Origin of the sequence: Micromonospora sp. WMMD964 (assembly GCF_029581455.1) — a bacterium.
Lineage (GTDB): Bacteria > Actinomycetota > Actinomycetes > Mycobacteriales > Micromonosporaceae > Micromonospora.
In genome coordinates this window covers 1,471,405-1,494,257 of sequence record NZ_CP120860.1, presented here as the reverse complement: position 1 = coordinate 1,494,257, position 22,853 = coordinate 1,471,405, and the positions used below count along the sequence as shown (strand labels likewise).

General features: G+C 71.8%; 17 protein-coding genes. 12 read left to right on the top strand and 5 right to left on the bottom strand.

Translation table 11 applies throughout. The features are described 5' to 3' along the window. Positions 1–254: 254 nt before the first annotated feature. The 3 genes from O7616_RS07005 to O7616_RS06995 are packed head-to-tail and all read left to right on the top strand — an operon-like array spanning position 255 to position 3,039. Positions 255–1,151, top strand: a complete 897-nt coding sequence (locus tag O7616_RS07005; RefSeq protein WP_282306096.1) for a hypothetical protein — start codon at positions 255–257, stop codon at positions 1,149–1,151. Continuing rightward, the gene (locus O7616_RS07000) at positions 1,148–2,512 is read left to right on the top strand and encodes a methyltransferase (RefSeq protein WP_282306095.1); all 1,365 of its coding nucleotides are present in this window, start codon (positions 1,148–1,150) and stop codon (positions 2,510–2,512) included. The genes O7616_RS07005 and O7616_RS07000 overlap by 4 nt, the downstream gene beginning before the upstream one ends. Beyond that, positions 2,407–3,039 carry a TetR/AcrR family transcriptional regulator gene (locus O7616_RS06995; RefSeq protein ID WP_282263079.1) on the top strand — a complete coding sequence of 211 codons (633 nt, stop codon included), beginning with the start codon at positions 2,407–2,409 and terminating at the stop codon, positions 3,037–3,039. The genes O7616_RS07000 and O7616_RS06995 overlap by 106 nt, the downstream gene beginning before the upstream one ends. 104 nt (positions 3,040–3,143) lie before the next feature. Here O7616_RS06995 and O7616_RS06990 read toward each other — a convergent pair whose 3' ends face one another. Then, the gene (locus tag O7616_RS06990; protein ID WP_282306094.1) at positions 3,144–3,890 is read right to left on the bottom strand and encodes an oxidoreductase; all 747 of its coding nucleotides are present in this window, start codon (positions 3,888–3,890) and stop codon (positions 3,144–3,146) included. A gap of 343 nt (positions 3,891–4,233) precedes the next feature. On the opposite strand from O7616_RS06990, the gene acs reads away from it, so the two are divergent. The 4 genes from acs (at position 4,234) to O7616_RS06970 (ending at position 13,146) form a co-directional block, all read left to right on the top strand. After that, entirely contained in the window at positions 4,234–6,255 is a 2,022-nt protein-coding gene (acs, locus tag O7616_RS06985) for an acetate--CoA ligase (RefSeq protein ID WP_282306093.1), read from the top strand. A 221-nt stretch (positions 6,256–6,476) separates the two neighbouring features. Next, positions 6,477–9,272 carry an immune inhibitor A domain-containing protein gene (locus O7616_RS06980; RefSeq protein WP_282306092.1) on the top strand — a complete coding sequence of 932 codons (2,796 nt, stop codon included), beginning with the start codon at positions 6,477–6,479 and terminating at the stop codon, positions 9,270–9,272. A 332-nt stretch (positions 9,273–9,604) separates the two neighbouring features. After that, positions 9,605–12,046 carry an immune inhibitor A domain-containing protein gene (locus tag O7616_RS06975; protein WP_282307551.1) on the top strand — a complete coding sequence of 814 codons (2,442 nt, stop codon included), beginning with the start codon at positions 9,605–9,607 and terminating at the stop codon, positions 12,044–12,046. 167 nt (positions 12,047–12,213) lie between these two features. After that, positions 12,214–13,146 (top strand): alpha/beta hydrolase, encoded by a 933-nt coding sequence (locus O7616_RS06970; protein ID WP_282263084.1) that lies wholly within the window; start codon positions 12,214–12,216, stop codon positions 13,144–13,146. A 4-nt stretch (positions 13,147–13,150) separates the two neighbouring features. Here the strand turns inward: O7616_RS06970 and O7616_RS06965 are convergent, their stop codons facing one another. Then, positions 13,151–13,516 carry a hypothetical protein gene (locus O7616_RS06965; protein WP_282263085.1) on the bottom strand — a complete coding sequence of 122 codons (366 nt, stop codon included), beginning with the start codon at positions 13,514–13,516 and terminating at the stop codon, positions 13,151–13,153. After that, the gene (locus tag O7616_RS06960) at positions 13,513–16,350 is read right to left on the bottom strand and encodes an SseB family protein (protein ID WP_282306091.1); all 2,838 of its coding nucleotides are present in this window, start codon (positions 16,348–16,350) and stop codon (positions 13,513–13,515) included. Before O7616_RS06960 ends, O7616_RS06965 begins: the two co-directional genes overlap by 4 nt. A gap of 152 nt (positions 16,351–16,502) precedes the next feature. Between O7616_RS06960 and mycP the strand changes: the two genes are divergently transcribed. After that, entirely contained in the window at positions 16,503–17,726 is a 1,224-nt protein-coding gene (mycP, locus tag O7616_RS06955; RefSeq protein ID WP_282306090.1) for a type VII secretion-associated serine protease mycosin, read from the top strand. A gap of 97 nt (positions 17,727–17,823) precedes the next feature. Here the strand turns inward: mycP and O7616_RS06950 are convergent, their stop codons facing one another. Both O7616_RS06950 and O7616_RS06945 read right to left on the bottom strand, forming a co-directional pair. Next, positions 17,824–18,117: a WXG100 family type VII secretion target gene (locus O7616_RS06950; protein WP_282306089.1), complete on the bottom strand. Its 294-nt coding sequence runs from the start codon at positions 18,115–18,117 to the stop codon at positions 17,824–17,826. Between the two features lie 22 nt (positions 18,118–18,139). Beyond that, on the bottom strand, positions 18,140–18,460 hold the full coding sequence (locus O7616_RS06945) for a WXG100 family type VII secretion target (protein ID WP_282263089.1): 321 nt from the start codon (positions 18,458–18,460) through the stop codon (positions 18,140–18,142). Between the two features lie 286 nt (positions 18,461–18,746). Here O7616_RS06945 and eccE point away from each other — a divergent pair, with 286 nt between their 5' ends. From eccE to rarD, 4 genes are all read left to right on the top strand, one after another. Continuing rightward, positions 18,747–20,642: a type VII secretion protein EccE gene (gene eccE, locus O7616_RS06940; RefSeq protein WP_282306088.1), complete on the top strand. Its 1,896-nt coding sequence runs from the start codon at positions 18,747–18,749 to the stop codon at positions 20,640–20,642. 61 nt (positions 20,643–20,703) lie between these two features. Further along, on the top strand, positions 20,704–21,090 hold the full coding sequence (locus tag O7616_RS06935) for a phage holin family protein (RefSeq protein ID WP_088986745.1): 387 nt from the start codon (positions 20,704–20,706) through the stop codon (positions 21,088–21,090). A 106-nt stretch (positions 21,091–21,196) separates the two neighbouring features. After that, entirely contained in the window at positions 21,197–21,694 is a 498-nt protein-coding gene (locus tag O7616_RS06930; protein WP_282306087.1) for a GNAT family N-acetyltransferase, read from the top strand. Beyond that, positions 21,691–22,626 carry an EamA family transporter RarD gene (gene rarD / locus O7616_RS06925; protein WP_282306086.1) on the top strand — a complete coding sequence of 312 codons (936 nt, stop codon included), beginning with the start codon at positions 21,691–21,693 and terminating at the stop codon, positions 22,624–22,626. Before O7616_RS06930 ends, rarD begins: the two co-directional genes overlap by 4 nt. Positions 22,627–22,853 lie beyond the last annotated feature (227 nt).

The window sequence follows — 22,853 nt, the reverse complement described above, 5'->3', positions numbered from 1 at the left end:
CGCGCGCAAACACCACCAGCGCCTGAGCACCGCCTGACCAGCCCCGCTCGACCGCACACGGTCGCGGTCACCGCCTGACACGGCCAGGCCGGCGGTCCCTACGGCTACCACCAGCCTCTTCGGCCCACCCTGGCCGACGTCGAGTGTCATCTATCCGACTCAGCGCCGCACCCCTGCCTGAACACCGTATTGAGCGATCGCTCAAACAATCGTACCCTCTGTTTGAGCGAACGCTCAAGACGGGGGGAGATCGCATGACCGACGACGACGAACCGACTCCACGCCGGGCGACGGCAGGTTGGATCCTCGCCGGATTGATCACGCTTTTCGGGGTGGTCCTCTTCATCGGGGTGGTCAACCAGGGCCGCGCCGACAGCGCGGTGCTCTTCGTGGCGCTCCCGGTGCTGCTGGCCGCCGGGCTCACGCTCGCACCGCACCGAACGGCACACGGTCAGGTCTTCGCGGCCACCACGGTGGCCCTGTTGCTGGCGGCGGTGGCGCTGCACGAGGGTGCGATCTGCGTACTCCTGGCCGCCCCGCTGGTCTACGCGGTGGCGCACGGCACCGTCGCGCTGATCCGCGTCCTGCGGCGCGCCAACCGTCCGTACGTCATGGTGGCCGTGCCGCTGCTGCTCCTGCCCGGCCTGGAGGGCAGCGGCATCGCGCCCCGGGTGACCCCGCAGCAGACGGTCGAGGTGAGCCGGGTCGTGGGGCTCCCGGTGGACCGGGTGGCGGAGCGTCTCGTCGCCGGCCCCCGCCCGACGGACGTCCGGTCGGTGCCGCTGCGACTCCTGGGCGTGCCCACCCCCGGGCAGGTCACCGGCGACGGGCTCGACGTCGGCGACAGGTGGATGTTCGGCTACCACGGCAGCGCGCACGGGCCGGGTGGCCACCTGCTCGCCGAGGTGGACAGCGTCGCGCCGGGGCGGGTCGCCTTCCGCTTCGTCGAGGACAGCTCGATCACCGCGCGCTGGTTCGCCTGGCGGCACGCGGAGGTGAGCTGGCGGGCGGTCGACAGCGAGCACACCGAGGTCCGGGTCCGGGTCGACTACACGCGGGGCCTGGACCCGTCCTGGTACTTCGGTCCGATGCAGCAGGTGCTGCTCGGCGCCGGGGTCGGGCACCTTCTCGACATGCTGGCGTTGCGGTGACCGTCGCCCGCTGGCTGAGCCTGGCGCTGCCGCTGGCCGCCGTGCTGGCCGTCGGCGCTCGGGAGCGGGACCGGTCGGTCCGGGCCGCGGGGCTGCTGGCGTTCCTGACGGCCGGGATCGGCATCGCCGCGCTGCACGAGGTCGCCCGCCGGGCTGACTGGTACGCCTTCGCGCCGGTCGACGGCGCGTACCGGGGGATGCCGGTGGACCTGTGGATCGGCTGGGCGGTCCTCTGGGGCCCGCTGCCGGTGCTACTGCGCCGGGTGCTGCCACTGCCGATCGCGCTGGGTCTGCTGCTCTGGGTCGACGCGGTGGCGATGCCGGCGCTGCACCCGCTGGTCGGCCTCGGGCCGCAGTGGCTCGTCGGGGAGGTCGTCGGGCTACTCGTGGTGGCGCTGCCCGCCCAACTGCTCGGCCGGTTCTGCGCCGACCGCCGGCACCTGGGCGCGCGGACGTCACTCCAGGTGGGAGTCTTCGCCGCGCTGCTGCTGTGGTTCGTCCCCACGCTGGCCTTCGAGGTGGGCGACGGGTCGTGGACCGGGCTGACCGGGCTGGACCGCACCGGGTTGCTGGTCGTCGCGCAGCTGGCGCTGCTGGTGGCCGCACCGGCGCTGGCCGCCGTTGTGGAGTTCGCGGTCCGGGGTGGCGGCACGCCGTACCCGTGGGACCCGCCGCGTCGCCTGGTCACCACCGGCCCGTACGCGTACCTGGCGAACCCGATGCAGCTCGCCGCCGTGGTGCTGCTGCTGCTCACCGCGGCGGTCACCCGGAGCGTCACACTCGTTCTGGCGGCGGTGTCGGCTGCGGCGTTCGGCGCGGCGGTGGCCGGTCCACACGAGCAACACGACCTGCGGACGCGGTACGGCGACTCCTGGCGGTCCTACCGGCGGCAGGTACGCGACTGGTGGCTCCGCTGGCGGCCGTACGCCCCCGGGCCCCCAGCGGTGCTCTGGCTGGACGACGACTGCGGCCCCTGCGCGGCCACCTGGCGGGCGCTGGCCCGGCGTCATCCGGTCGGGTTACGGATTCGACCGGCCCGGGAGCACGAGCACGTGTTGTGGCGGGCGGAGTACGTGGGCGGTGACGGCCACCGGGAACGGGGGGTGGCCGCAGTCGCCCGTGGACTCGAACACGTCCACCTCGGCTGGGCGTTCGTCGGCTGGACCCTACGACTGCCCGGGGCCGCCTGGCTGGCCCAACTGGTGACCGATGCGATGATCGCACCGCCGCATCCGGCCCGTCCGAGAGGAGAGCCATGTCCGACACCAAGCAGCGTCTCCTCGACGGCGCCATCGCCGCCATCCGCGAGCACGGCATCGCCGGCGTCTCCGCCCGTACCATCGCCGCCGCCGCCGGGGTGAACCAGGCGCTGGTCTTCTACCACTTCGGCACCGTGGACGACCTGCTCGCGGCGGCCTGCCGGGCCAGCACGGCCGAGCGGGTCGAGCACTGGTCGGCACGCCTGGCCGAGACCGGGTCGCTACGCGAACTGCTCGCGGTCGGGCGGGCGCTGCACGAGGAGGAGCGTCGACTCGGCAACGTCACGTTCCTGGCCCAGATGTTGGCGGGGGCACAGGCGGACCAGCGCATGGCGGCGCCCACCGCCGGAGCGCTCCAGCTGTGGGTGGACGAGATCGAGGCGGTCCTGCGGAGACTGCTCGCCGGTTCCCCGTTCGCCGAGGTCGCCGACGTGCCCGGTCTGGCCCGTGCCGTGTCGGCGGCGTTCATCGGGCTGGAACTCTACGACGGGGTGGACCCGGCGGGTGCCGACCGCGCGATGGCCGCGCTCGACCAACTCGCGCTCCTCATGGAGATCGTCGACGACCTCGGGCCGATCGCCCGCCGGGCGCTGCAAGCCAAGGTCAACCGGGCGACGCGGCGGGACTGATCTCCGACGGGGCCGCACACGCATCGACCGCCGCACCCGGGGCAGGGACTCCGCACCACCCCGCACACCGGGCACCGGCCACCCACGAGCCGGACCGCCATCGCTCAGGCGGAGGCGAGGATCTCGTCGCCGATGGCGGTGAGCTGGTCGGCGCCGACCTCGACGGCCGCCATGTAGTGGCGCAGCCAGGAGCGCAGCCCGTCCGGGGTGCCGGTGGCGAACGCGCCCGCCGAGCCGACGTACTCCGGTTCCCGCTCGCGATGCCCGACGTCGACGGCGAGCAGGCCGCGCGGGTCGAGGCCGCTGGCGAGCAGCACCAGCCGGGCCGCGCCCCGGGCCACCACGCCGGACGGCCCGGCGAACGGGCGCAGGTTCAACAACTCCCCGTGTACGACGGCGGCGAGCACCAGCGGGGAGACCTTCGTGCCGCCGGCGACGAGCCCGGCCAGCCCGTCCAGCCGGGTGGCGACTACGGGGTCGGCCACCGGACGGCCCAGTTCGGCCTCCGGCACCAGATCCCGGGCGGCGAGGACGTGCAGCTTCGCGAGTGCCTGCCGGGGGGCCTTCGGCCAGAGTTCGCTCAGGCCGGGCAGTGCTCCGGCGACCCGCAGCGCCCCCTGGAGCACCGGGTCGGTGACGGTACCGGCGCGGACCGCCTCCCGTTCGTGCCCGGCCCCTTCCAGGGCGGCGCTGGCCACCGCCGAGCGAAGGCTCACCTCGGCCGCGACCTGGCCACCGTGCCGACGCAACGCGCGGTGGCCGAGCGCCTGGTCGAACCGCGTACGCGCCTGCTCGACGGCGGCGGCGATGTCGGCGAGCGCGAGCAGCGGTGCGAGCGGGTCGGTGGTCACCCCGTCACGCTAGCGACCCGTCCCGGCCTGGCGGACCACACCCGGCCGCAACGCGAGCCGCGCCACCGAATCCGCGCGGCTCACCGCGCGGCATGATCAACTCGACATCGACGATACGGCGGTGTCCCAGCGCCGCGATACCCCCCATATCGGCGAACTTGTGTCGATCATGGCCAGGCTCACCGCGCCCGGACAAGGCCGCGTACGGGACGCGCCCCGCCGCCGGGCGCGTCGCGAGGGCCGCTCGGCGCGACGGGGCGGGCAGCCCTCGCTGGCCGGGGGCCCGCCGACTACCCTCGTGGCCAGCGAGACCCAGGTCACCCGAGCGACGAGGAGTCACGGCATGAGCGAGGCATTGGCCAATCTGCTGAACGAGACGCGCCAGTTCCCCCCGCCGGCCGAACTCGCCGCGCACGCCAACGTCACGATCGACGCGTACGCCGAGGCGGAGTCCGACCGGCTCGCCTTCTGGGCGAAGCAGGCCGACCGTCTGGCGTGGTCGAAGAAGTGGGACGAGGTTCTCGACTGGTCGAACCCGCCGTTCGCGAAGTGGTTCGTGGGTGGCCGACTCAACGTGGCGTACAACTGCCTCGACCGGCACGTCGAGGCGGGGCTCGGCGACAAGGTCGCGATCCACTGGGAGGGCGAGCCGGGCGACACCCGCACCATCACGTACGCCGAGCTGCACGAGCTGACCTGCCGGGCGGCGAACGCGCTCACCGACCTGGGGGTCACCGCCGGCGACCGGGTCGCCATCTACCTGCCGATGATCCCGGAGGCGGCGGTGGCGATGCTGGCGTGCGCCCGGGTCGGTGCCGCGCACAGCGTGGTCTTCGGCGGTTTCTCGGCCGACTCGCTGAGCAACCGGATCCAGGACGCCAGCGCCAAGGTGGTCATCACCGCCGACGGTGGTTACCGGCGGGGCAAGCCGTCGGCGCTGAAGCCGACGGTGGACGAGGCGGTGGCGAGCTGCCCGTCGGTGGAGCACGTGCTCGTCGTCCGCCGCACCGGCGAGGACGTGGCGTGGTCGGACAAGGACCACTGGTGGCACGAGACGGTGGAGACCGCGTCGGCCGAGCACACCGCGCAGCCGTTCGACTCCGAGCACCCGCTGTTCATCCTCTACACCAGCGGCACCACGGCCCGCCCGAAGGGCATCCTGCACACCACCGGCGGCTACCTCACGCAGGCGTCGTACACGACGCACGCGGTCTTCGACCTCAAGCCGGAGACGGACGTCTACTGGTGCACCGCGGACATCGGCTGGGTCACCGGGCACTCCTACATCGTCTACGGCCCGCTCTCCAACGGCGCGACCCAGGTGATGTACGAGGGCACGCCGGACACCCCGCACAAGGGCCGGTTCTGGGAGATCGTCGACAAGTACGGGGTGAGCATCCTGTACACCGCGCCCACCCTGATCCGGACGATGATGAAGTGGGGCGAGGACATCCCGGCCGGCTTCGACCTGTCGTCGCTGCGGCTGCTGGGCAGCGTCGGTGAGCCGATCAACCCGGAGGCGTGGATCTGGTACAGGCAGCACGTCGGCCGGGGCGAGCTGCCGGTCGTGGACACCTGGTGGCAGACCGAGACCGGCGCGATCATGATCTCCCCGCTGCCGGGGGTCACCGCGGCCAAGCCGGGTTCGGCGATGGCCCCGCTGCCGGGCATCGTGGCCGACGTGGTGGACGACCAGGGCCAGTCGGTGCCGAACGGTGGCGGCGGTTACCTGGTGCTGCGCGAGCCGTGGCCGTCGATGCTGCGCACCATCTGGGGTGACGACGACCGGTTCATCGAGACGTACTGGTCGCGGTTCGGTGCGGGCGCCGGAGGCGTCGAGTCCGGGCGGGAGGCGGGGGCCGAAGGCCACCGCGGGTGGGTGTACTTCGCCGGGGACGGCGCGAAGAAGGACGACGACGGGCACATCTGGCTGCTCGGCCGGGTGGACGACGTGATGCTGGTGTCCGGGCACAACATCTCGACGACCGAGGTGGAGTCGGCGTTGGTGTCGCACCCGTCGGTGGCCGAGGCGGCGGTCGTCGGCGCGACCGACCCGACGACCGGTCAGGCGATCGTCGCGTTCGCCATCCCGCGCGGCAGCACGGACATCTCCGGTGAGGCGGGCGAGCAGCTCATCGCCGACCTGCGCAACCACGTGTCGAAGACGCTCGGGCCGATCGCCAAGCCGCGTCAGATCATGCTGGTGCCGGAGCTGCCGAAGACCCGCTCCGGCAAGATCATGCGCCGGTTGCTGCGGGACGTGGCGGAGAACCGCTCGCTCGGCGACGTGACCACGTTGCAGGACTCCTCGGTGATGGAGCTGATCTCCTCCGGGATGAGCGGCGCGAAGTCCGACGAGGACTGACGAGAGGCGTACCCCGCGGTGGGTGGCGGTCCGGGCGGACCGTCACCCACCGTCGTCTTTTGTGGAGGTACGACCGGCAGCGCTCCCACCGAACGGGTAACGCATCGATCACGAACCTGCCGTACGGGTTGTTCGTCATTTAGTTTCACGCTCGTCGGACGGTCTCGACGCGCCCGGCGCACGGGTCCCACCGACGTCCTTTGCCCGAGAAACGGAGTGGCATGAACAGAAACTCCCGTCCGGGGTCGCGCCGACGACTACTCGTCGCGCTGCCCGTCATCGCCCTCGCGGCCACGTCACTGACCGTGACCGGCAGCGCGGCCGCCCAGTCGTCGTCCCCCACCCCCAGGGCGGTGATCGGGGCCGACGAGCACTACATCAACTACGCCGAGCCCGAGGTGCAACCGGACACCAACGGCCGTGAGGTCAAGGGCAAGGGCGGCGTCTACACCCCGGCCGCCGAAGCGGCGCGCGCCTTCGACCGCAAGCACGCCCGGGGCAACCCGGTGGCGGCCCGGCAGTTGGCGAAGGCCGAGGCCCAGTCGCTCAAGACGGGCCAGAACCCCCGTAAGTTCAAGAAGGCGCCGACCACGCAGACGGCGAAGCTGCTGACGCTGCTCGTCGAGTTCAACGACAAGGCGAACGACGACTTCACCGGCGTGATGGTCCCGAAGACGGTGTTCGAGGACCGGACGTGCGTCCCGGGCACCGTGCAGAACGGCCCGAAGCACAACAAGATCCCGGACCCGGCGCGACTGCCGCACGAGGACAACAACTCGATGTGGGTGCCGGACTTCTCGCCGCAGCACTACAACAAGATGCTCTACAGCAAGAAGGGCATCACCGAGCGGGTCCGCACCGACCTGAAGGGCCCGGACGGCAAGAAGGGCATCGACCTGTCCGGTCGCACGATGCACAACATGTACCTGGAGATGTCCAAGAACGCGTACACGGTGGACGGGCAGGCCAGCCCGTGGATCACCGTGCCGCACTCGGAGGGCTGGTACGCCGCCAACCGCTGCTTCCAGGACGAGACCGGCGCCTGGGTGCCCGGCCGTGAGCAGTCGATGAACGGCCACCCGGACAACCCGGCCGGCGCGGGCCGCCTGGCGACCGACGCGATCGACGCGCTCGCCGCCAAGGACCCGACCTTCCCGTGGGCCGACTACGACATCGAGGACCAGGCCGACCGTGACGGTGACGGCAACCTCTTCGAGCCGGACGGCGTGATCGACCACCTCGTGCTGGTGCACGCCGGTCAGGGCAAGTCGCGCGGCGGCGGCGACCAGGGCGTGTACGCCGTCTGGGCACACTCCTCCACGGTGGCCGGTGGCTACAGCATCCCGGGCACCGACCTCAAGGTCTCGAACTACATCGTGCAGCCGGAGGACGCCGGCGTCGGCGTCTTCGCCCACGAGTTCGGCCACGACCTGGGCCTGCCGGACCTCTACGACACGTCCGGCAACGCCGACTCCGACGTGGACTTCTGGGACCTGATGGCCTCGGGCTCGCACTCGGGTGAGATCTTCCAGGCGCTGCCGACGCACATGGGCATCTGGGACAAGTGGGTGCTCGGTTGGGCCGACCCGCTGACCATCCGGCCCGGCTCGAACCCCCGCGAGGTCAAGCTCGGCCAGACGTCGCGTACCCCGATCGACGCCGAGGACGGCATCAAGGTCGACCTGCCGGACAAGGTGACGACGCTGGCCACGCCGCACAGCGGCACCAAGATGTGGCACAGCAACAACGACCAGGAGTGGGCGGACGTCAAGCTGAGCCGCTCGGTCGACGTGCCGGCCGCGGCGGACTCGAAGTTCTGGATGTGGAACAACTACATCATCGAGGAGGACTGGGACTACGGCTTCGTCGAGCTCTCGACGGACGGCGGTACGACCTGGACCGAGCAGAAGGTGTACGACGAGTCCGGCACCGTGGTCACCACGCCGGACGGTTACGCCGACCCGAACGGTCGGATGAACGACTTCGGCGGCAAGAAGTACGGCCTGACCGGCAGCACCGACGGCTGGCGGCACGACTACGTCGACCTGTCGGCGTACGCCGGGACGACCGTCCAGGTGCGGCTGCGGCTGGCCACCGACGAGGCGTTCGAGGAGCGCAACTGGTTCGTCGACGACTTCTCGGTCACCGGCGGCGGCGCGACCACCTGGAGTGACGACGTCGAGGGCGGCGCCAACGGCTGGACGGCCACCGGCGGCACCTTCGTCGACACCACCGGCGCGGGCTGGGAGATCTCCACCGGCACCGAGGTGCACGCCCAGTACTACCTGGCGGAGTGGCGCAACTTCGACGGCTTCGACAAGGGCCTCCAGTACGCCTACGACACCATCTACTCGCACGAGGCGTGGAAGGTCGACCGGATCTCCTACAACGCGCCGGGCATGTTGGTGTGGTACCGGGACACGGCGCTCGGCGACGTCAACCACGTCACCGGGCAGATGACCGCGCTGCCCAGCTACGGCGCGAAGGGCGGGTTGCTCATCGTCGACTCGCACTTCGACCCGCTGCGCCGCACCGGCGAGGCGGCCGTGAAGGACCCGTCGGTGACGGACAACCTGCCCAGCCGTCCGCAGTCGTCGAACGCGGCGTTCTCGTTGCAGCGGACGTACCCCTTCACCGAGTGCCTGGAGGCGGCGGACGAGCCGTACAGCGCGTACTGCACGAAGTTCAAGGGGCTGCCGCCGGTGAAGTCGTTCACCGACGCCAAGGGCTGGTACCCGGGCATCGAGATGCGCGACGGTGCCGCGTACGCCCGGGACAACGACGCGTCGGTGGTGCTGCCGTCGCGTGACAACGCTCCGTACACCACCCGGGTCACCAACCCGGACGGCAGCCCGGCGCCGGAGTTCTACGGCGTGACCCTGGGCGGCGGCGCGATCGTGCTGGGTACCGGTAACCCCGGCGACCAGGGCGTGAACTACGGCGTCTCGCTCACCATCAAGAAGGCGGCGAACGACAACTCGTCCGCCACGATCTTCGTCACGCCGGCGAAGAAGTAACGGTTTCTCGGTTCGACAACCGACAGTGGGGCCGGTGACGGAGACGTCGCCGGCCCCACTGTCGTACATCCATCGAATTGATCGAAATGGGTCGCTGTATACGGGATCGGGCCAATCACCGCTGGTCACCGTGGCTGATGAAGCCCTGGTGTGTGACGGTGAAAAGCGTTCCCAACAAAATCTTGCAACAAATCGACGCGTCCGTCTTCCCACCCGTCCCAGCAGTGTCTATGTTCACCATTGGTCCCACTAGTGGGATCGATCTCCCACCGGCCCGTACCCCCGTTGGGCCGGTTCCCTCACACCGGAGGTACCACGTGCGCAAAGTCGCAGTGGGTCTGCTCGGGCTATCACTGACGGCGACGGGCCTGGCGTTCGGCCCGTCCGCCTCGGCGGCCCCGCAGCCCAAACTGCCGGCAGCAGCACCGGCCGCTGCCGAACCACAGGCGCTGAAGGATGAGCTGCCCGACAAGCTCGAGGACAAGCGCCGCGAGCTGCGTGAGCAGGGTCTCGCCGACGTGCTGAGCGGGCGCAGCAAGCCGATCGAGCGCAACGGCAGCACTGTCGTCAAGGTCGGCCAGATCGGCAAGGCGGGCACCAACGCCAAGTCGCGCTCGGCAGCGGGCGCTGCGGCGACGAAGGACCAGTACGTCGAGCTCAAGCGTGAGCGGACCGACAAGATCTTCGTGATCCTGGCCGAGTTCGGTGACGAGCGGCACCCGTCGTACCCGGACAAGGACCTGAACCCGGACGTCGCCGGACCGACGACGTTCGACGGGCCGTTGCACAACAAGATCCCCGAGCCCAACCGGGCCGTGGACAACTCCACCATCTGGCAGCCGGACTTCAGCCCGGACCACTTCCGCCAGCTCTACTTCGGCACCAACCCGGGCGACGAGTCGCTCAAGCAGTACTACGAGGCGCAGTCCTCGGGTCGCTACACCGTCGAGGGTGAGGTGACCGACTGGGTCAAGGTCCGGTACAACGAGGCCCGCTACGGTCGCTCCGACGACCCGATCGCGGACGACGACGTGAACAACCCGGCCAACGACCCCGCCGTCTGCGCGGACAGCGTCTGCTCGAACACCTGGGCGCTGATCCGTGACGCCGCGAACCAGTGGGTCGCCGACCAGAAGGCCAAGGGCCGGACGGACGCGCAGATCGCCGCCGAGATGAAGTCCTTCGACCAGTGGGACCGGTTCGACTACGACGGCGACGGCGACTTCAACGAGTCGGACGGCTACATCGACCACTTCCAGATCGTCCACTCCGGCGGCGACCAGGCCGACGGTGACCCGCATCAGGGTGAGGACGCGATCTGGAGCCACCGTTGGTCGGCGTTCAACAGCTCGCCCGTGGGCCCGCCGAACTTCCCGATCGGCGGCACGCAGATCGGCAACACCGGCGTCTGGATCCGCGACTACACGATCCAGCCGGAGAACGGCGGTCGTAGCGTCTTCTACCACGAGTACGGCCACGACCTCGGTCTGCCGGACGACTACGGCCCCAGCGACAACAACAACGAGCACTGGACCCTGATGGCCCAGAGCCGGCTCGGTGCCAAGAACGACGTCGGCATCGGCGACCGGGGCGGCGACCTCGGTGCCTGGAACAAGCTCCAGCTCGGCTGGCTCGACTACGAGGTGATCGTGGCGGGGCAGAAGCGCACGCTGGAGCTGGGCCCGCAGGAGTACAACTCGGCGAAGGCACAGGCCGCCGTGGTGGTGCTGCCCCAGCGGGAGTACACCTTCAACTACGGCGCACCGTTCGAAGGCTCCAAGCAGTACTTCTCCGGTAACGAGGACAACCTCGACAGCAAGATGACGAGGACGTTCGACCTCACCGGCAAGTCCTCGGCGGCGCTGTCGCTCAAGGGCAAGTACGCCATCGAGGCGGGCTACGACTACCTCTACTTCGAGGCGTCGACGGACGGCGGTCAGACCTGGACCGACCTGGACGGCACTGTCAACGGCCAGCCGATCGGCGTCGACGGTGCCGGTCGCCCGGCCCTCGCCGGCACCAGCAACGGCGTGTGGGCGGACATCAACATCCCGCTGACGTCGATCGCCGGCAAGACGGCGCAGGTCCGCCTGCACTACGTCACCGACGGTGGGGTCTCCGAGGGCGGCTTCTTCGGTGACGCGATCACGGTGACCGCCGACGGCCAGACCGTGCTCAGCGACGGTGCCGAGACCGACGCGGGTTGGGCGCTGGAGAAGTTCCAGGTGGTCGGGGCGACCTACACCCGGCTGTTCGACAACTTCTACATCGCCGGCAACCGGTCGTACGTCTCGTACGACAAGTACCTGAAGACCGGCCCGTACTTCTTCGGCTACGCGAACACCCGTCCTGACTACGTGGATCACTACGCGTACCAGGAGGGCCTGCTCATCTCGTACTGGAACACCCGGTTCTCCGACAACAACACCACCCCGGCGTCGGCGTCCAACCCGGGTGGTCACCCGGGTGAGGGTCGCAACCTGTACATCGACTCGCGCCCGCGTCCGATCTACAACCTGTCCGGGGCTCCGTGGCGCGCCCGCATCCAGGTGTACGACGCACCGTTCAGCCTGAACAAGGCCGACTCGTTCACCCTGCACCTCAACAGCCAGCCGCAGTACATCCGTGGCCAGGCTGCCGAGCCGCTGTTCGACGACACCAAGAAGTACTTCTACGAGGAGCTGCCGAACCACGGCGTCAAGCTCCCCGCCACCGGTGTCAAGATCAAGGTTCTGGAGCAGGACGGCACCTCGATGAAGATCCGGGTCAGCTGACCACTGGTCCACCAGCACCAAGCGACGCCCGGGCAGGCCACTGCCCGGGCGTCGCCCGTTCCGCGCCGGGGAACCCCCGGCTCGACTCCGGGTCGAACCCGGGGCTTTCCCCTGTTCAACACGACCACCGGGGTCGGTGGCGGCAACCGGGTCCTAGGCTGTCTGCCATGACCGACCAGCGCGGCGGAACCGTCGACGAGTCCTGTGTCCTCACCGAGGGGCCGTGGACGCACCGCTTCGTCGGCGCCAACGGCACCCGGTTCCATGTGGTCGAGGCCGGCACCGGGCCGATGGTGCTCTTCCTGCACGGCTTCCCCGAGCACTGGTGGGCGTGGCACCAGATGCTGCCGGCCGTCGCCGACGCCGGCTTCCGGGCGGTCGCCGTCGACCTGCGCGGTTACGGCGCCAGCGACAAACCACCCCGGGGGTACGACGGTTACACCCTCGCCGCCGACATCGCCGGCCTGATCCGAGCGCTCGGCGAACGGTCGGCGACGATCGTCGGCAGCGGCCTCGGCGGCATGGTGGCCTGGACGGTGGCCTCGTTCCACCCGTCGCTGGTTCGTCGGCTCGTGGTGCTGGGAGCACCGCACCCGTTGCGGCTGCGCGCCGCCATCTTCGCCGATCCGCGCGGGCAGTTCACCGCCTCCACACCGGCGTTGAAGTTCCAGCTACCCCGCTACGAACACGTGCTGACCCGGGACGGCGCGGCAGGCGTCGCCGAACTCCTGCGCCGCTGGGGCGGGCCACGGTGGGTGGCGGGGCCGGACTTCGCGGCGTACGCCGAGCGGTGCCGGGAGGCCATGCGCATTCCACAGGCCGCGTTCTGCGCCCTGGAGGGATACCGCTGGGCGTTCCGCTCGCTGCTGCGGCTGCACGGCTACCGGTTCGTCCGCCTGATGCAGAAGCCGCTGTCCACCCCGACCCTGCAACTGCACGGCGCGCTGGACGCCGCCTCGCTACCGCGTACCGCCCTGGGCTCCGGCCGCTACGTCGTCGCCCCCTACGAGTGGCGGCTGCTCGACGGGGTGGGGCACTTCCCGCACCTGGAGGCGCCCGATCTGGTGCTCGGTGAGATCCTGCGGTGGGCCAAGACCTGACCGCTCACACCCGCTGCTCCCGGAGATCGGTGACCTCGGCGGCGGGCGCCCAACCCTGGTAGACGCCGAAGTCGAAGACCTCCAGCCGCATCGCCTCCGCCACCGGCCAGCGCCCACCCGTGTATTCCACCCGCAGCCAGGCGTCGTGCTCGCCGAGCACGATGAACGGCTGCCCCTGCCAGGTGCAGGTGGTCCGCACGTACGCCAGATCCTCGATCTCACTCGCCGGCAGCACACGGACGTAGCGGCCCGCGCGGACCTCCTCGAAGCCCTCGCCCGGCTCGGGCTGGTAGAGCCGGATGTCGTCACCGTCCGGGCTGGCCTGGTATTCCCGGCCCTGCCAACGGGCCACGTAACCGTCGCGCTTCACGCCTCACCGACCCGTCGCCAGACCACCGTGTCGGTGTCCAACTCGGCCACGACCCGCTCGGTGCCGTCCGCGCCGATCCGCCAGAGCTGCGCGCCGTGTGGGAGGCGCGCGCTGTCCACCTTGAACTCCGCCACCACGTCGCTGCTCTCGCCCGGGGCGAAACCGTTGCCCCGGAACGGGGGACGCTCGATGACCCAACCCTCCATGGCACGCATCGCCGACTCGTTCTGACCGCCGTAGGGAATCCGGTAGAGGCTCGGCCGGTGCGCCGGCCACCGCAGCACGTAGATCTCCTCGGCGTCCCGGGAGAACGGCGAACCGGGGTAGCTGAGGCCGAGCGCGTCGTGCACCTGAGCCGGCGTGGTGAGGTGCGCCAGCTCCCCGGCCCGGTGCACGAAACCGGAGACCCGGTCGTACCCCCGGTCGAGGTAGTAGGCGAGCTGAGAGGGCGCGATCGCCTTCTGCATGACGGTCGGTCGGGTCGGGTCGACAGCCGCCGGCGCGTACCGGGGGCGAGCGGTGGGCTCCGCAACGGCGGGCGTCTCCTCCGGGTCCACCTCCAGGTCGTCGCCGAGCCCCACCTCGGCGGCCCAGTTGGCCAACGCGACGATCTGCTCACCGGGCAGCTTGGCACCGACAGGTGTGCCCGGGTTGACGGCGAACGACCAGTCCTCGTCCGGCCAGCGCCGGATCAGTTGGGCGAACTTCACCCGTACCGTGTCGACGTCACCCTCGAAGTGGTCGGCGAGACGCTCCGGGGACGTGTAGACGACCACGTAGGTCTCGCCGTCGAGCTGCGCCGTACGCCAGACGAAGCCCGCGTCCCCGGGGCGGCTGCCCCGCAGCGAATCCGGTGCCGCCGGCAGCAGGACGCGGGCCAGCAGCAGGGTGGACAGGAACGTGTCGGTGCTGCCGGAGCCGGCCGCGCCGAGCAGGTCCTCCTCGACCGTGTTGGCCGGCTCGAAGTCGACCGCCGCGGGGTCTTCGGCGGGCGGGCGTCGTCCGTCGTCGCCCACGGTGCGGCTGTCGTCGCCGGCGAGCGGATCGGTGTTCGACAGGTCGACCGTCGGGCTGCTGGGGTACGCGTGGCCGCCACCGGCCGGCCCGTCGGCCCGGACACCGTCGGTCTCCGTCGCAACGGTGGGGCGCGGGGTGGGCGGGCTCGGCACCGGCTGGCTCGGGCTGTACGACTGCGGGCCGAACATGCTCGGCCCGGAGGGCGCTGCGCCGTAGGGCGGTGGAGCGGTGTCGGCCGGGCCGCTGGGCCGGTGGAAGGCGTCGGCCGGGCCGCTGGGCCGGTGGAAGGCGTCGGCCGGGGTGTCGGTCTCGACCGGACCGGTGAGGTCGCGGGACTCGATGATGGTGCCCTCGATGACGATGGGCGTGAAGCCACGGCGCGGCGCGGGTGGGCCGGACACCGGCTCCGCAGCCGACGTCGACCCATCGTCCACCTGCGCGTACGGGCTCGGTCGGTTGCGGGGGATCGCCTGGGTCTCCTCCGCCGGAGGGGCGGGCCGTTCCGAGGCCCGGGTCAGCGGCGGCTCGGCGGTCATCCGGAAGGCGCGGGTGGGCTCCTCCGCCGACATGTCGGGTCGGCGTGGAGGCAGCGGCTGGGTGACCTCGTCAGCGGGTGCCGGCGCGCGTACGCCTCGGGAAGCGCCGAGGTCGGCCGAGGGCTGCCGGAATGCGCGGGTGGCGTCCGGATCGCCCATCGGGAAGGCCCGGGTCGCGGTCTCGTCGGCCGGCCCCTCGGCCGGTCGGCGACGGGGAAAGGGTTGGCTGCCTCGCCCGAAACGCGTCGGCGGGGCGGCCCGGTCACCGGCCTGGGCCGCGCTCGGGTCGGGGCCGCGATCCCGGGTGGTGCTGGGTTCGAAGAAGGAGCGACGGGCCCCCTGCGGCCCACCGTTGCCGTTGCCCCCGGCCGAGCCGTCGTCGCCCGGCCGATCCGGTGCGGGCCAGCCCGCAGCGGGCCTCGACGGGTCGGTGCCGGGATGGTCGGCCGGCTTCAACGGTGCGAACCGGGACGGCCGGCCGGTGCGGGGAAGTGCGCTCGGTCGAGGCGGCTCGGTCGGTGGACGCTGACCGGCGGGCAGGCCCTCCTCGCCGGGCCGACGCGACGGCTCGGCAGGGCTGGGCGGGCGGGCCGCCGGACCCGGCACCGACTGGTCACCAACCCTGGGCGTCGCACCCCACGCGGGCCTCCGCGGAGGGACCGAGGCGGGCGGAACCGGGGCAGGGGGAACCGGGGCGGGCGGAACGGCGGCAGCGGGAACCGAGGGAGGCTGGCTCGGAGCGGCCACTGTCGCGTCGGACCCGACCAGGGACGCACCGGTTGCCAGAGGTCGACCAGCGGCTGGCGCGGTGCCCCCGCTGGGTGAGCCGGCCCGGGTGCGGGCCAGGGTCTCCGCCCGTTCCAGGCGGGCGCGGGCACCCATCGCACGGCCAGGCAGCCGCACATCCCCTCGGGAGAGTTGCGCCACGAACCAGGCCGGCAGGTAACCCTCGACCGGCAGGCCCGGGTTGACGGCGAGCCACCACTCCTGGTTGGGCCAGCCGACCGCCAGATCGGCGAAGGGGACGCGTCGGTTGCTGCCCGGATGGTCGCCGAGGCACGCCCGAAGCGCGGTGGCGGAGGTGAAGGCCAGGACGTGCGTCCGACCGCCGGTGGTCCAGGTGCCCCAGCCGGAGGGTGGCTGGCCGGGCTGCGTCGGGGCGGAGACCGGCAACAGCAGGTCGGTGCGGGACAGAAGCCGGAAGTAGAGCTCCTGGTCGTTGGCGTGCAGCGCGTCGCGCATCGCCACCTCGGCCTCCGTGGCCGGCTCCCATTCGGTCACGGCCACCTCCCCTTCCGAGAACAGGCCACAGGTATCGCGTACAACCTACAAGGTGGTATCAAGATCACAATGGCTGGCCGTCGGCGGCCTGCCGGGGCGCGGGTGAGGCGATAACATCCCGTCCCGGAGCCGACACGATACGGAGGCTGTCGATGTCTCGATCGATCACGCACCCGGTCCTCGCAGGTCTGGCCGCCGGCCTCCTGACCGTGCCGGCCCTCCCGACCGTCGCCGCCACCGCCGGGCTGCGCGTGGCACCGGCCTGCGCGACCACCCTCACCCCAGCCCGGCCGGTCACCGCCGCACCGTGGCCCCAGCGACGGTACGACCCCACCCGGCTCGCACCCCTGGCCACCGGCGCCGGGGTGACCGTCGCGGTGGTCGACTCCGGGGTGGATCGGGTGCACCCTCAATTGGCCGAGCGTGTGCTGGCCGGCACCGACCTGCTCGACGCGGGCGGGGACGGCCGCCGGGACTGCGCCGGGCACGGAACCGGTGTGGCGAGCATCATCGCGGCGGCACCCCGCCCCGGGATCGCCTTCCACGGCCTCGCTCCGGATGCCCGGATCCTGCCGGTGCGGGTCAGCGAGCAGCAGGTGGTGCAGGGGCGGGAGTCGGGGCGTACGGTCAGCGCCGACGAATTCGCCAGGGCCATCCGCTGGGCTGTCGACCACGACGCGGACGTGGTGAACCTGTCCGTGGTGTTGTACGCGGACGACCCGGAGGTGCGCTCGGCCGTGCGGTACGCGGTCGACCGGGACGTGGTGCTGGTGGCCGCCGCCGGCAACCTGCACGACAGCGGTAACCCCCGACCGTTTCCCGCCGGCTACGACGGGGTGCTCGGCGTGGGGGCGATCGGGGCCGACGGTGGGCGGGCGACCTTCTCGCAGACCGGCCCGTACGTCGACCTGGTGGCACCGGGCAGCGAGGTGCTGACCGCCGCGCCCGGCGCCGGCCACCACCAGGTCGAGGGCACCAGTTACGCGGCGCCCTTCGTGGCCGCCACCGCCGCGTTGCTGCGCGAGTACCGACCGGAGTTGACCGCCGCCCAGGTGGCCGAACGGATCGTCGCCACCGCCGACCCGGCTCCCGGCGTGGGCCGCGGCGGCGGGTACGGCGCCGGCGTGCTGAACCCCTACCGGGCGGTCACCGAGACCGGTGGCAGCCGTGCGGCCGACGCTCGGCAGGTCACCGCGCTCGCCGACGACCGAGCCGATCCGGCGTTGCTCGCCCGCCAGGCCCGCCGGGCGTCGGCACGGGACCGGGCCCTGGTGGTCGGCGCGACGGTCGGCGCGACGGCGACCACAGTGGTGCTGCTCGCGCTGGTGTTGCCCCGTGGTGCCCGCCGACGCTGGCGTCCAGCCGGCGAGACCTGACCTCGCTGACCGATCGCCGCGCGCACTGCCCCGACCGCTGTGGCGCAGCGGCCGGGGCGCCGACCTGGACATGGTCAGCGCCCCCGGCTCACCGCGCTCACTGGAACAGCCCGGTGTTCTTCTTCTCGGTGTCCAGATAGTCGGAGGCGGAGTCGCCCACCGCCACCTTGATGTCGCGCAGCATCGCCTGGAGATCCTGCGAGGCGGACCGCCACCGCGCCTGCCGCTGCTCGTAGGCCTGGCGGGCCTCGCCCGTCCAGCTCGCCACCAGCGGAGCGGCGTCGCGTTCGAGTTGACTGAGTTGCGAGTCGAGGCTGTTCAGCGCCTTCTGGATGTCCGCGCCGGCCTGCTGAAGCGCGGCGAAGTTGACGACCAGCACACCATTGTCCATCGGAATTCCTCCCCGGGCGGGATCAGAGCGGCAGCTGGATGCCGCCACGGTTGGTGCCGGTCACCCGGCTCGCGGCCTCGTCGTCGGAGACGTCGTACTGCCGGCCGGCGGTGCGGATCGCGCCTGCCGTCTCCCGCAGCGCCCGATGCAGCGCCGCCTGGTCCTGCGACCACTGCTGCTTGACCTGCTCGAACGATCGACCACCAGCGCCACGCCAGGCCTGCTGCAACACCTCCAGCTCGGCCAGCAGGCCGGTCAGCATGGATTGCAACGACTGGTCCACCTGCTCGAACTTCGCGGCTGTCTGCTGCATCACCGCGGCTTCTGCCTGCGTCTGGGACACCCGGACGTCACCTCGTCTCTCCGCTCGCACCTGGCTCTCGACACGCCCACCCTGGGGACGCGCCGTCCGCTTGGCCCGGCCGTCGAGCACTGAGACACGGGTCAGCGACGAACTTCGTGGCTGACGGTAGCGACCTCGTAGCAGTTCTGCTACCCCCTGCCGCTCCCCTGTGGACAACCACGGGAGCCATCGGTCACTTACGATGTGCTGCAGCCACGTCGCGGCGCGTGACGGCCGACCGGCCGTCCTCCCGCCCGACACGCTCCCCACAGGTCGAGGAGGCGCGGTGCCGGCGATCGCCACCGGAGGACCGCACCGGGCGGCACCGGCCCGGCCCGGGCCCGACACCGTGCCGCCGCAGATCGACCCGCCCACCCACCGCAGCCCGGCTCTCGCCGACCGGCAGGCGCTTCCTCGCCGGCCCTCGGCCCGACGGCCGCCATCCGGCCGCGGCACCAGCGTGCGGGTGCGCGCCGGTCAACTCGTCGCCGCGCAGGTCGCGACGGCGCTCGTTCTGGCCACCCTCGGCCGGTCCACGCCGGTCACCGTCGCGGCGACACTCGCCGCCGCACTGGTGGTGGCGGTGGCCGTGGTCCGGGTCCGGGGCCGTTGGCTCTTCGAATGGCTGGGCACGGCCACCGAGCACGTGACCCGTCGCCGAGAGCTGGCCGCACCGGCCGGGCCGTCCGAACTCCTCGAACTGGTCGCTCCGGGCACCGTCCTCGAATCGACGGAGCTGACCGGTGGGCCGGCGGCAATGCTGGAGGACACCACGGGCATGGTGGTGCTGTTGGAGCTCGGAGACCCCGGTGACCTGCTGGGCGACGCGTCCCGGGCCATTCCCGCACCGTCCGCGTTGCTGCCTCCGGCCGGGCCGGACGTACCCCCGCTGCGGGTCCAACTGCTGCTCAGCGGGGCACCGGCACCGGTACCGGCGGCGGCCGGCACGGTCGGCACGTCGTACCGCCAACTCACCGACGGGCGACTCGCCGGGAGGGGACGTGCGGTGCTCGCGGTGCGGGTGCTGCGGGTGGACGGCTGGTCCGGCGAGGACCTGCGCCGGGTGCTCGCCGGCACGGTACGCCGGATCGTCCGTCGGCTCGGATCACTGGCCGCGCGGCCGCTCGGCGTGCCGTCGGCGCTGCGCGTACTGGGCGAACTGGCTCATCACGACGGTCACCCGGTTCGGGAGTCCTGGCCCGCACTTCGGTCCGGCGCGCTGCTCCAGGCCACCTTCCGGCTGGTCCGCTGGCCGGACGGCGCGGGTGGACGGCTGCTGGTGCCCCGGCTGCTCGCGCTGCCGGCGACCGCGACCACCGTGTCCATCTCCGCAGGCTCGACCCCGACCGCCGCCGCCGGGCTGCCGAGCGAGCTGACCGTACGCCTGGCCGCAGGCACGGCGACCGAGTTGGCCACCGCCGCGGAGGCGCTGACCCGCCTGGTGGCCGACCTCGGCGGTGAGCTGCGACGGCTCGACGGCGCACACCTGAGCGGGCTCGGCGCGACACTGCCGTTGGCGCTGGCGGCCCGCGAGACACCTACCGGTCCCGCGATGGACGACTGGGAACTCACACTGGGCGACGCGGGACTGATGGTCGGCACGAACCGGCACGGCGGAGCCGTCACCGTGCGACTGTTCCGGCCGGAGAGCACCCGGGTGTTGCTGGTCGGCGGGGTGCGCGCCGCCCAGTTGGTGGCGCTGCGGGCCCTGGCCCTCGGTGCGCTCGTGGTGGTGCAGACCTCCCGGCCGCGCGCCTGGGAACCGTTCGTCCGAGGGGTGGGTGCCCCGGGCGGGACGATCCCGTTGATCCCGCCCGGTCGGCCGGTCGCCGATGGGGTGGGCAGTGCGCTTCGCCCGTTGCTGCTGGTCGTCGACGCGGGTTCGGCGCCGGCCGACACCGAGGCGGGTCCGCCGTGGCGGGCCACCCTGGTGGTACGCGACGAGTTGACCCCGGCGGACGTGGGCACGTTGAGCCGGGCCGACCTGGCGTTGCTGCAACCGCTGAACGCCACCGAGGCGGCGCTGGCCGGCACCGCGTTGGGGCTCGGTGGGTCGGCCGAGTGGTTGACCCGGATCCGGGACGACATGGTGGCCGTGGTCAACCGCAGAGCGCTGCGCTGGGCACTGCTCTCCCCCACTCCGATCGAGTCGCAACTGATCGGGCGACCGGCGCGCGGCTGATCCAGCAGGATGGTCAACTGCCGGGTTACGTCGGTGCGTGGTCCGTGGCACGATCCCCGCCATGGGTTTTCTGAAGGGTCTGCTGATTCGGCTGGCCAGCACAGCGCTGGCTTTCTGGCTGGCCACACTCCTCATTCCGGGCATCTCTCTGGACTCGAACTCCGCAGTCGAGACGGTGACCACGCTGCTCCTGGTGGCGGTGATCTTCGGCGTGGTCAACGCGGTTCTCCAGCCGATCATCAAGACGGTCGGCTGCGGCTTCTACCTGCTGACCCTGGGTCTCATCGCGCTGGTGGTGAACGGGCTGCTGTTCCTGCTCACCAGTTGGATCGCCGATCAGGCCGGGCTGCCGTTCACGGTGGACGGTTTCTGGCCGGCCGCCGTGCTCGGTGCCCTCTTCGTGAGCATCGTGACCTGGATCCTGGGCGCCGTCCTCGACCGGGACTGACCGCCGACCAGATCGGCCCGCCCCGGTTTCCCGCCGGGGCGGGCCACTGACCACGTTTCGGGAATTGGCCGCCATGGGTGCCCACCTCGGCGGTTAGCGTCACGTGATGTTCTCACTGACCCGCGCCGACGGCCACCTGCTCAGCACCGACCCCGCCCGGCTCGATCTGGAACTGGTGCACCACTGGTTGTCGACCGACGCGTACTGGGCACTCGGGCGGGACCGGTCCGTCACCGATCGGGCGTTCGCCGGCTCGCTGCCGTTCGGCGTCTACCGGCCCGAGGACGGCCGGCAGGTGGCGGTGGCCCGGGTGGTCACCGACGGTGCCACCTTCGCCTGGCTCTGCGACGTGTACGTCGACCGCGCCGCCCGGGGTCGCGGGCTGGGCGGATGGATGGTCGGCGCAGCCCGTGACCACCTGGCCGAGCTGGGCGTACTCCGGATCCTGCTGATCACGAACGACGCCCACGAGGTGTACGCGAGGGAGGGCTTCACGCCGTTGGACGTCCCGGAGCGGTGGATGATCCTCGACCGCCGTCAGCCGGTGACCCCTGTCACCGGAAAGGAACAAAGCAGCGGTACGCCCCTTACGGTGGAGGCGTGACGTCTCTCCGCCTGGGATACCTCTACGGCCTCGGCGCGTACCTGCTCTGGGGTTTCTTCCCGCTCTACCTCAAGCTGCTGCGGCCGGCCGGCCCCTTGGAGATCCTCGCCCACCGGGTCGTCTGGTCGGTGGTGTTCGTGGCGCTGCTGTTGGGCGCGCTGCGCAACATCGGCTTCCTGCGGGCGCTTCTCCGTCGCCCCTGGGCGATGGCCGGGATGGTCGCCGCCGCCGCGCTGATCGCCGTCAACTGGGGCACCTACATCTACGGGGTCAACTCCGGCCGGGTGGTGGAGACCGCGCTGGGCTACTTCATCAACCCGCTGGTCGTGGTGCTGCTCGGTGTGCTCGTGCTGCGGGAGCGGCTACGCCCGGCGCAGTGGGTGGCACTGGGGATCGGCGCGTCGGCGGTCGTCGTGCTCACCGTCGACTACGGTCGTCTGCCCTGGCTGGCGCTGACCCTGGCGTTCAGCTTCGCCGGGTACGGCCTGGTCAAGAAGCGGCTGGGGCTGCCGCCGGCGGAAGGGCTCTTCGTCGAGTCCGCAGTGCTGGCGCTGCCCGCGCTCGCCTACCTCGTCTGGCTGGCCGCGGCCGGCGACTCGACCTTCGGTCACGTCTCGGCCGGGCACACCGCGCTGTTGGTGTTGGCCGGTGCGGCCACGGCGATCCCGCTGCTGATGTTCGCCGGGGCGGCCAACCGGCTGCCGCTGAGCAGCCTCGGCATGGTCCAGTACCTGGCGCCGATCCTGCAGCTCGGCTGCGGTGTGCTGATCTTCCACGAGCCGATGCCGCCGGCCCGCCTGGCGGGTTTCGCACTGGTCTGGCTGGCCCTGATCGTGTTCACCGCCGACGCCGTCCGCACCTCCCGCGCAACCCGGTCCCGCCAACCCGAACCCACAGTCGATCGTGGAGTCGTGGTGCCCGCCCAGTCCTAGTTCGGGCAAGCGCCCCGCGCCCCGCGCCCCGCGCCCCGCGCCCCGCGCCCCGCGCCCCGCGCCCCGCGCCCCGCGCCCCGCGCCCCGCGCCCCGCGCCCCGCGCCCCGCGCCCCGCGCCCCGCGCCCCGCGCCCCGCGCCCCGCGCCCCGCGCCCCGCGCCCAAGATCCGAGCAAGTTCCCCGATGTTGCTGCCTCCGACACGCGGGAGGCAGCAACATCCCTGATG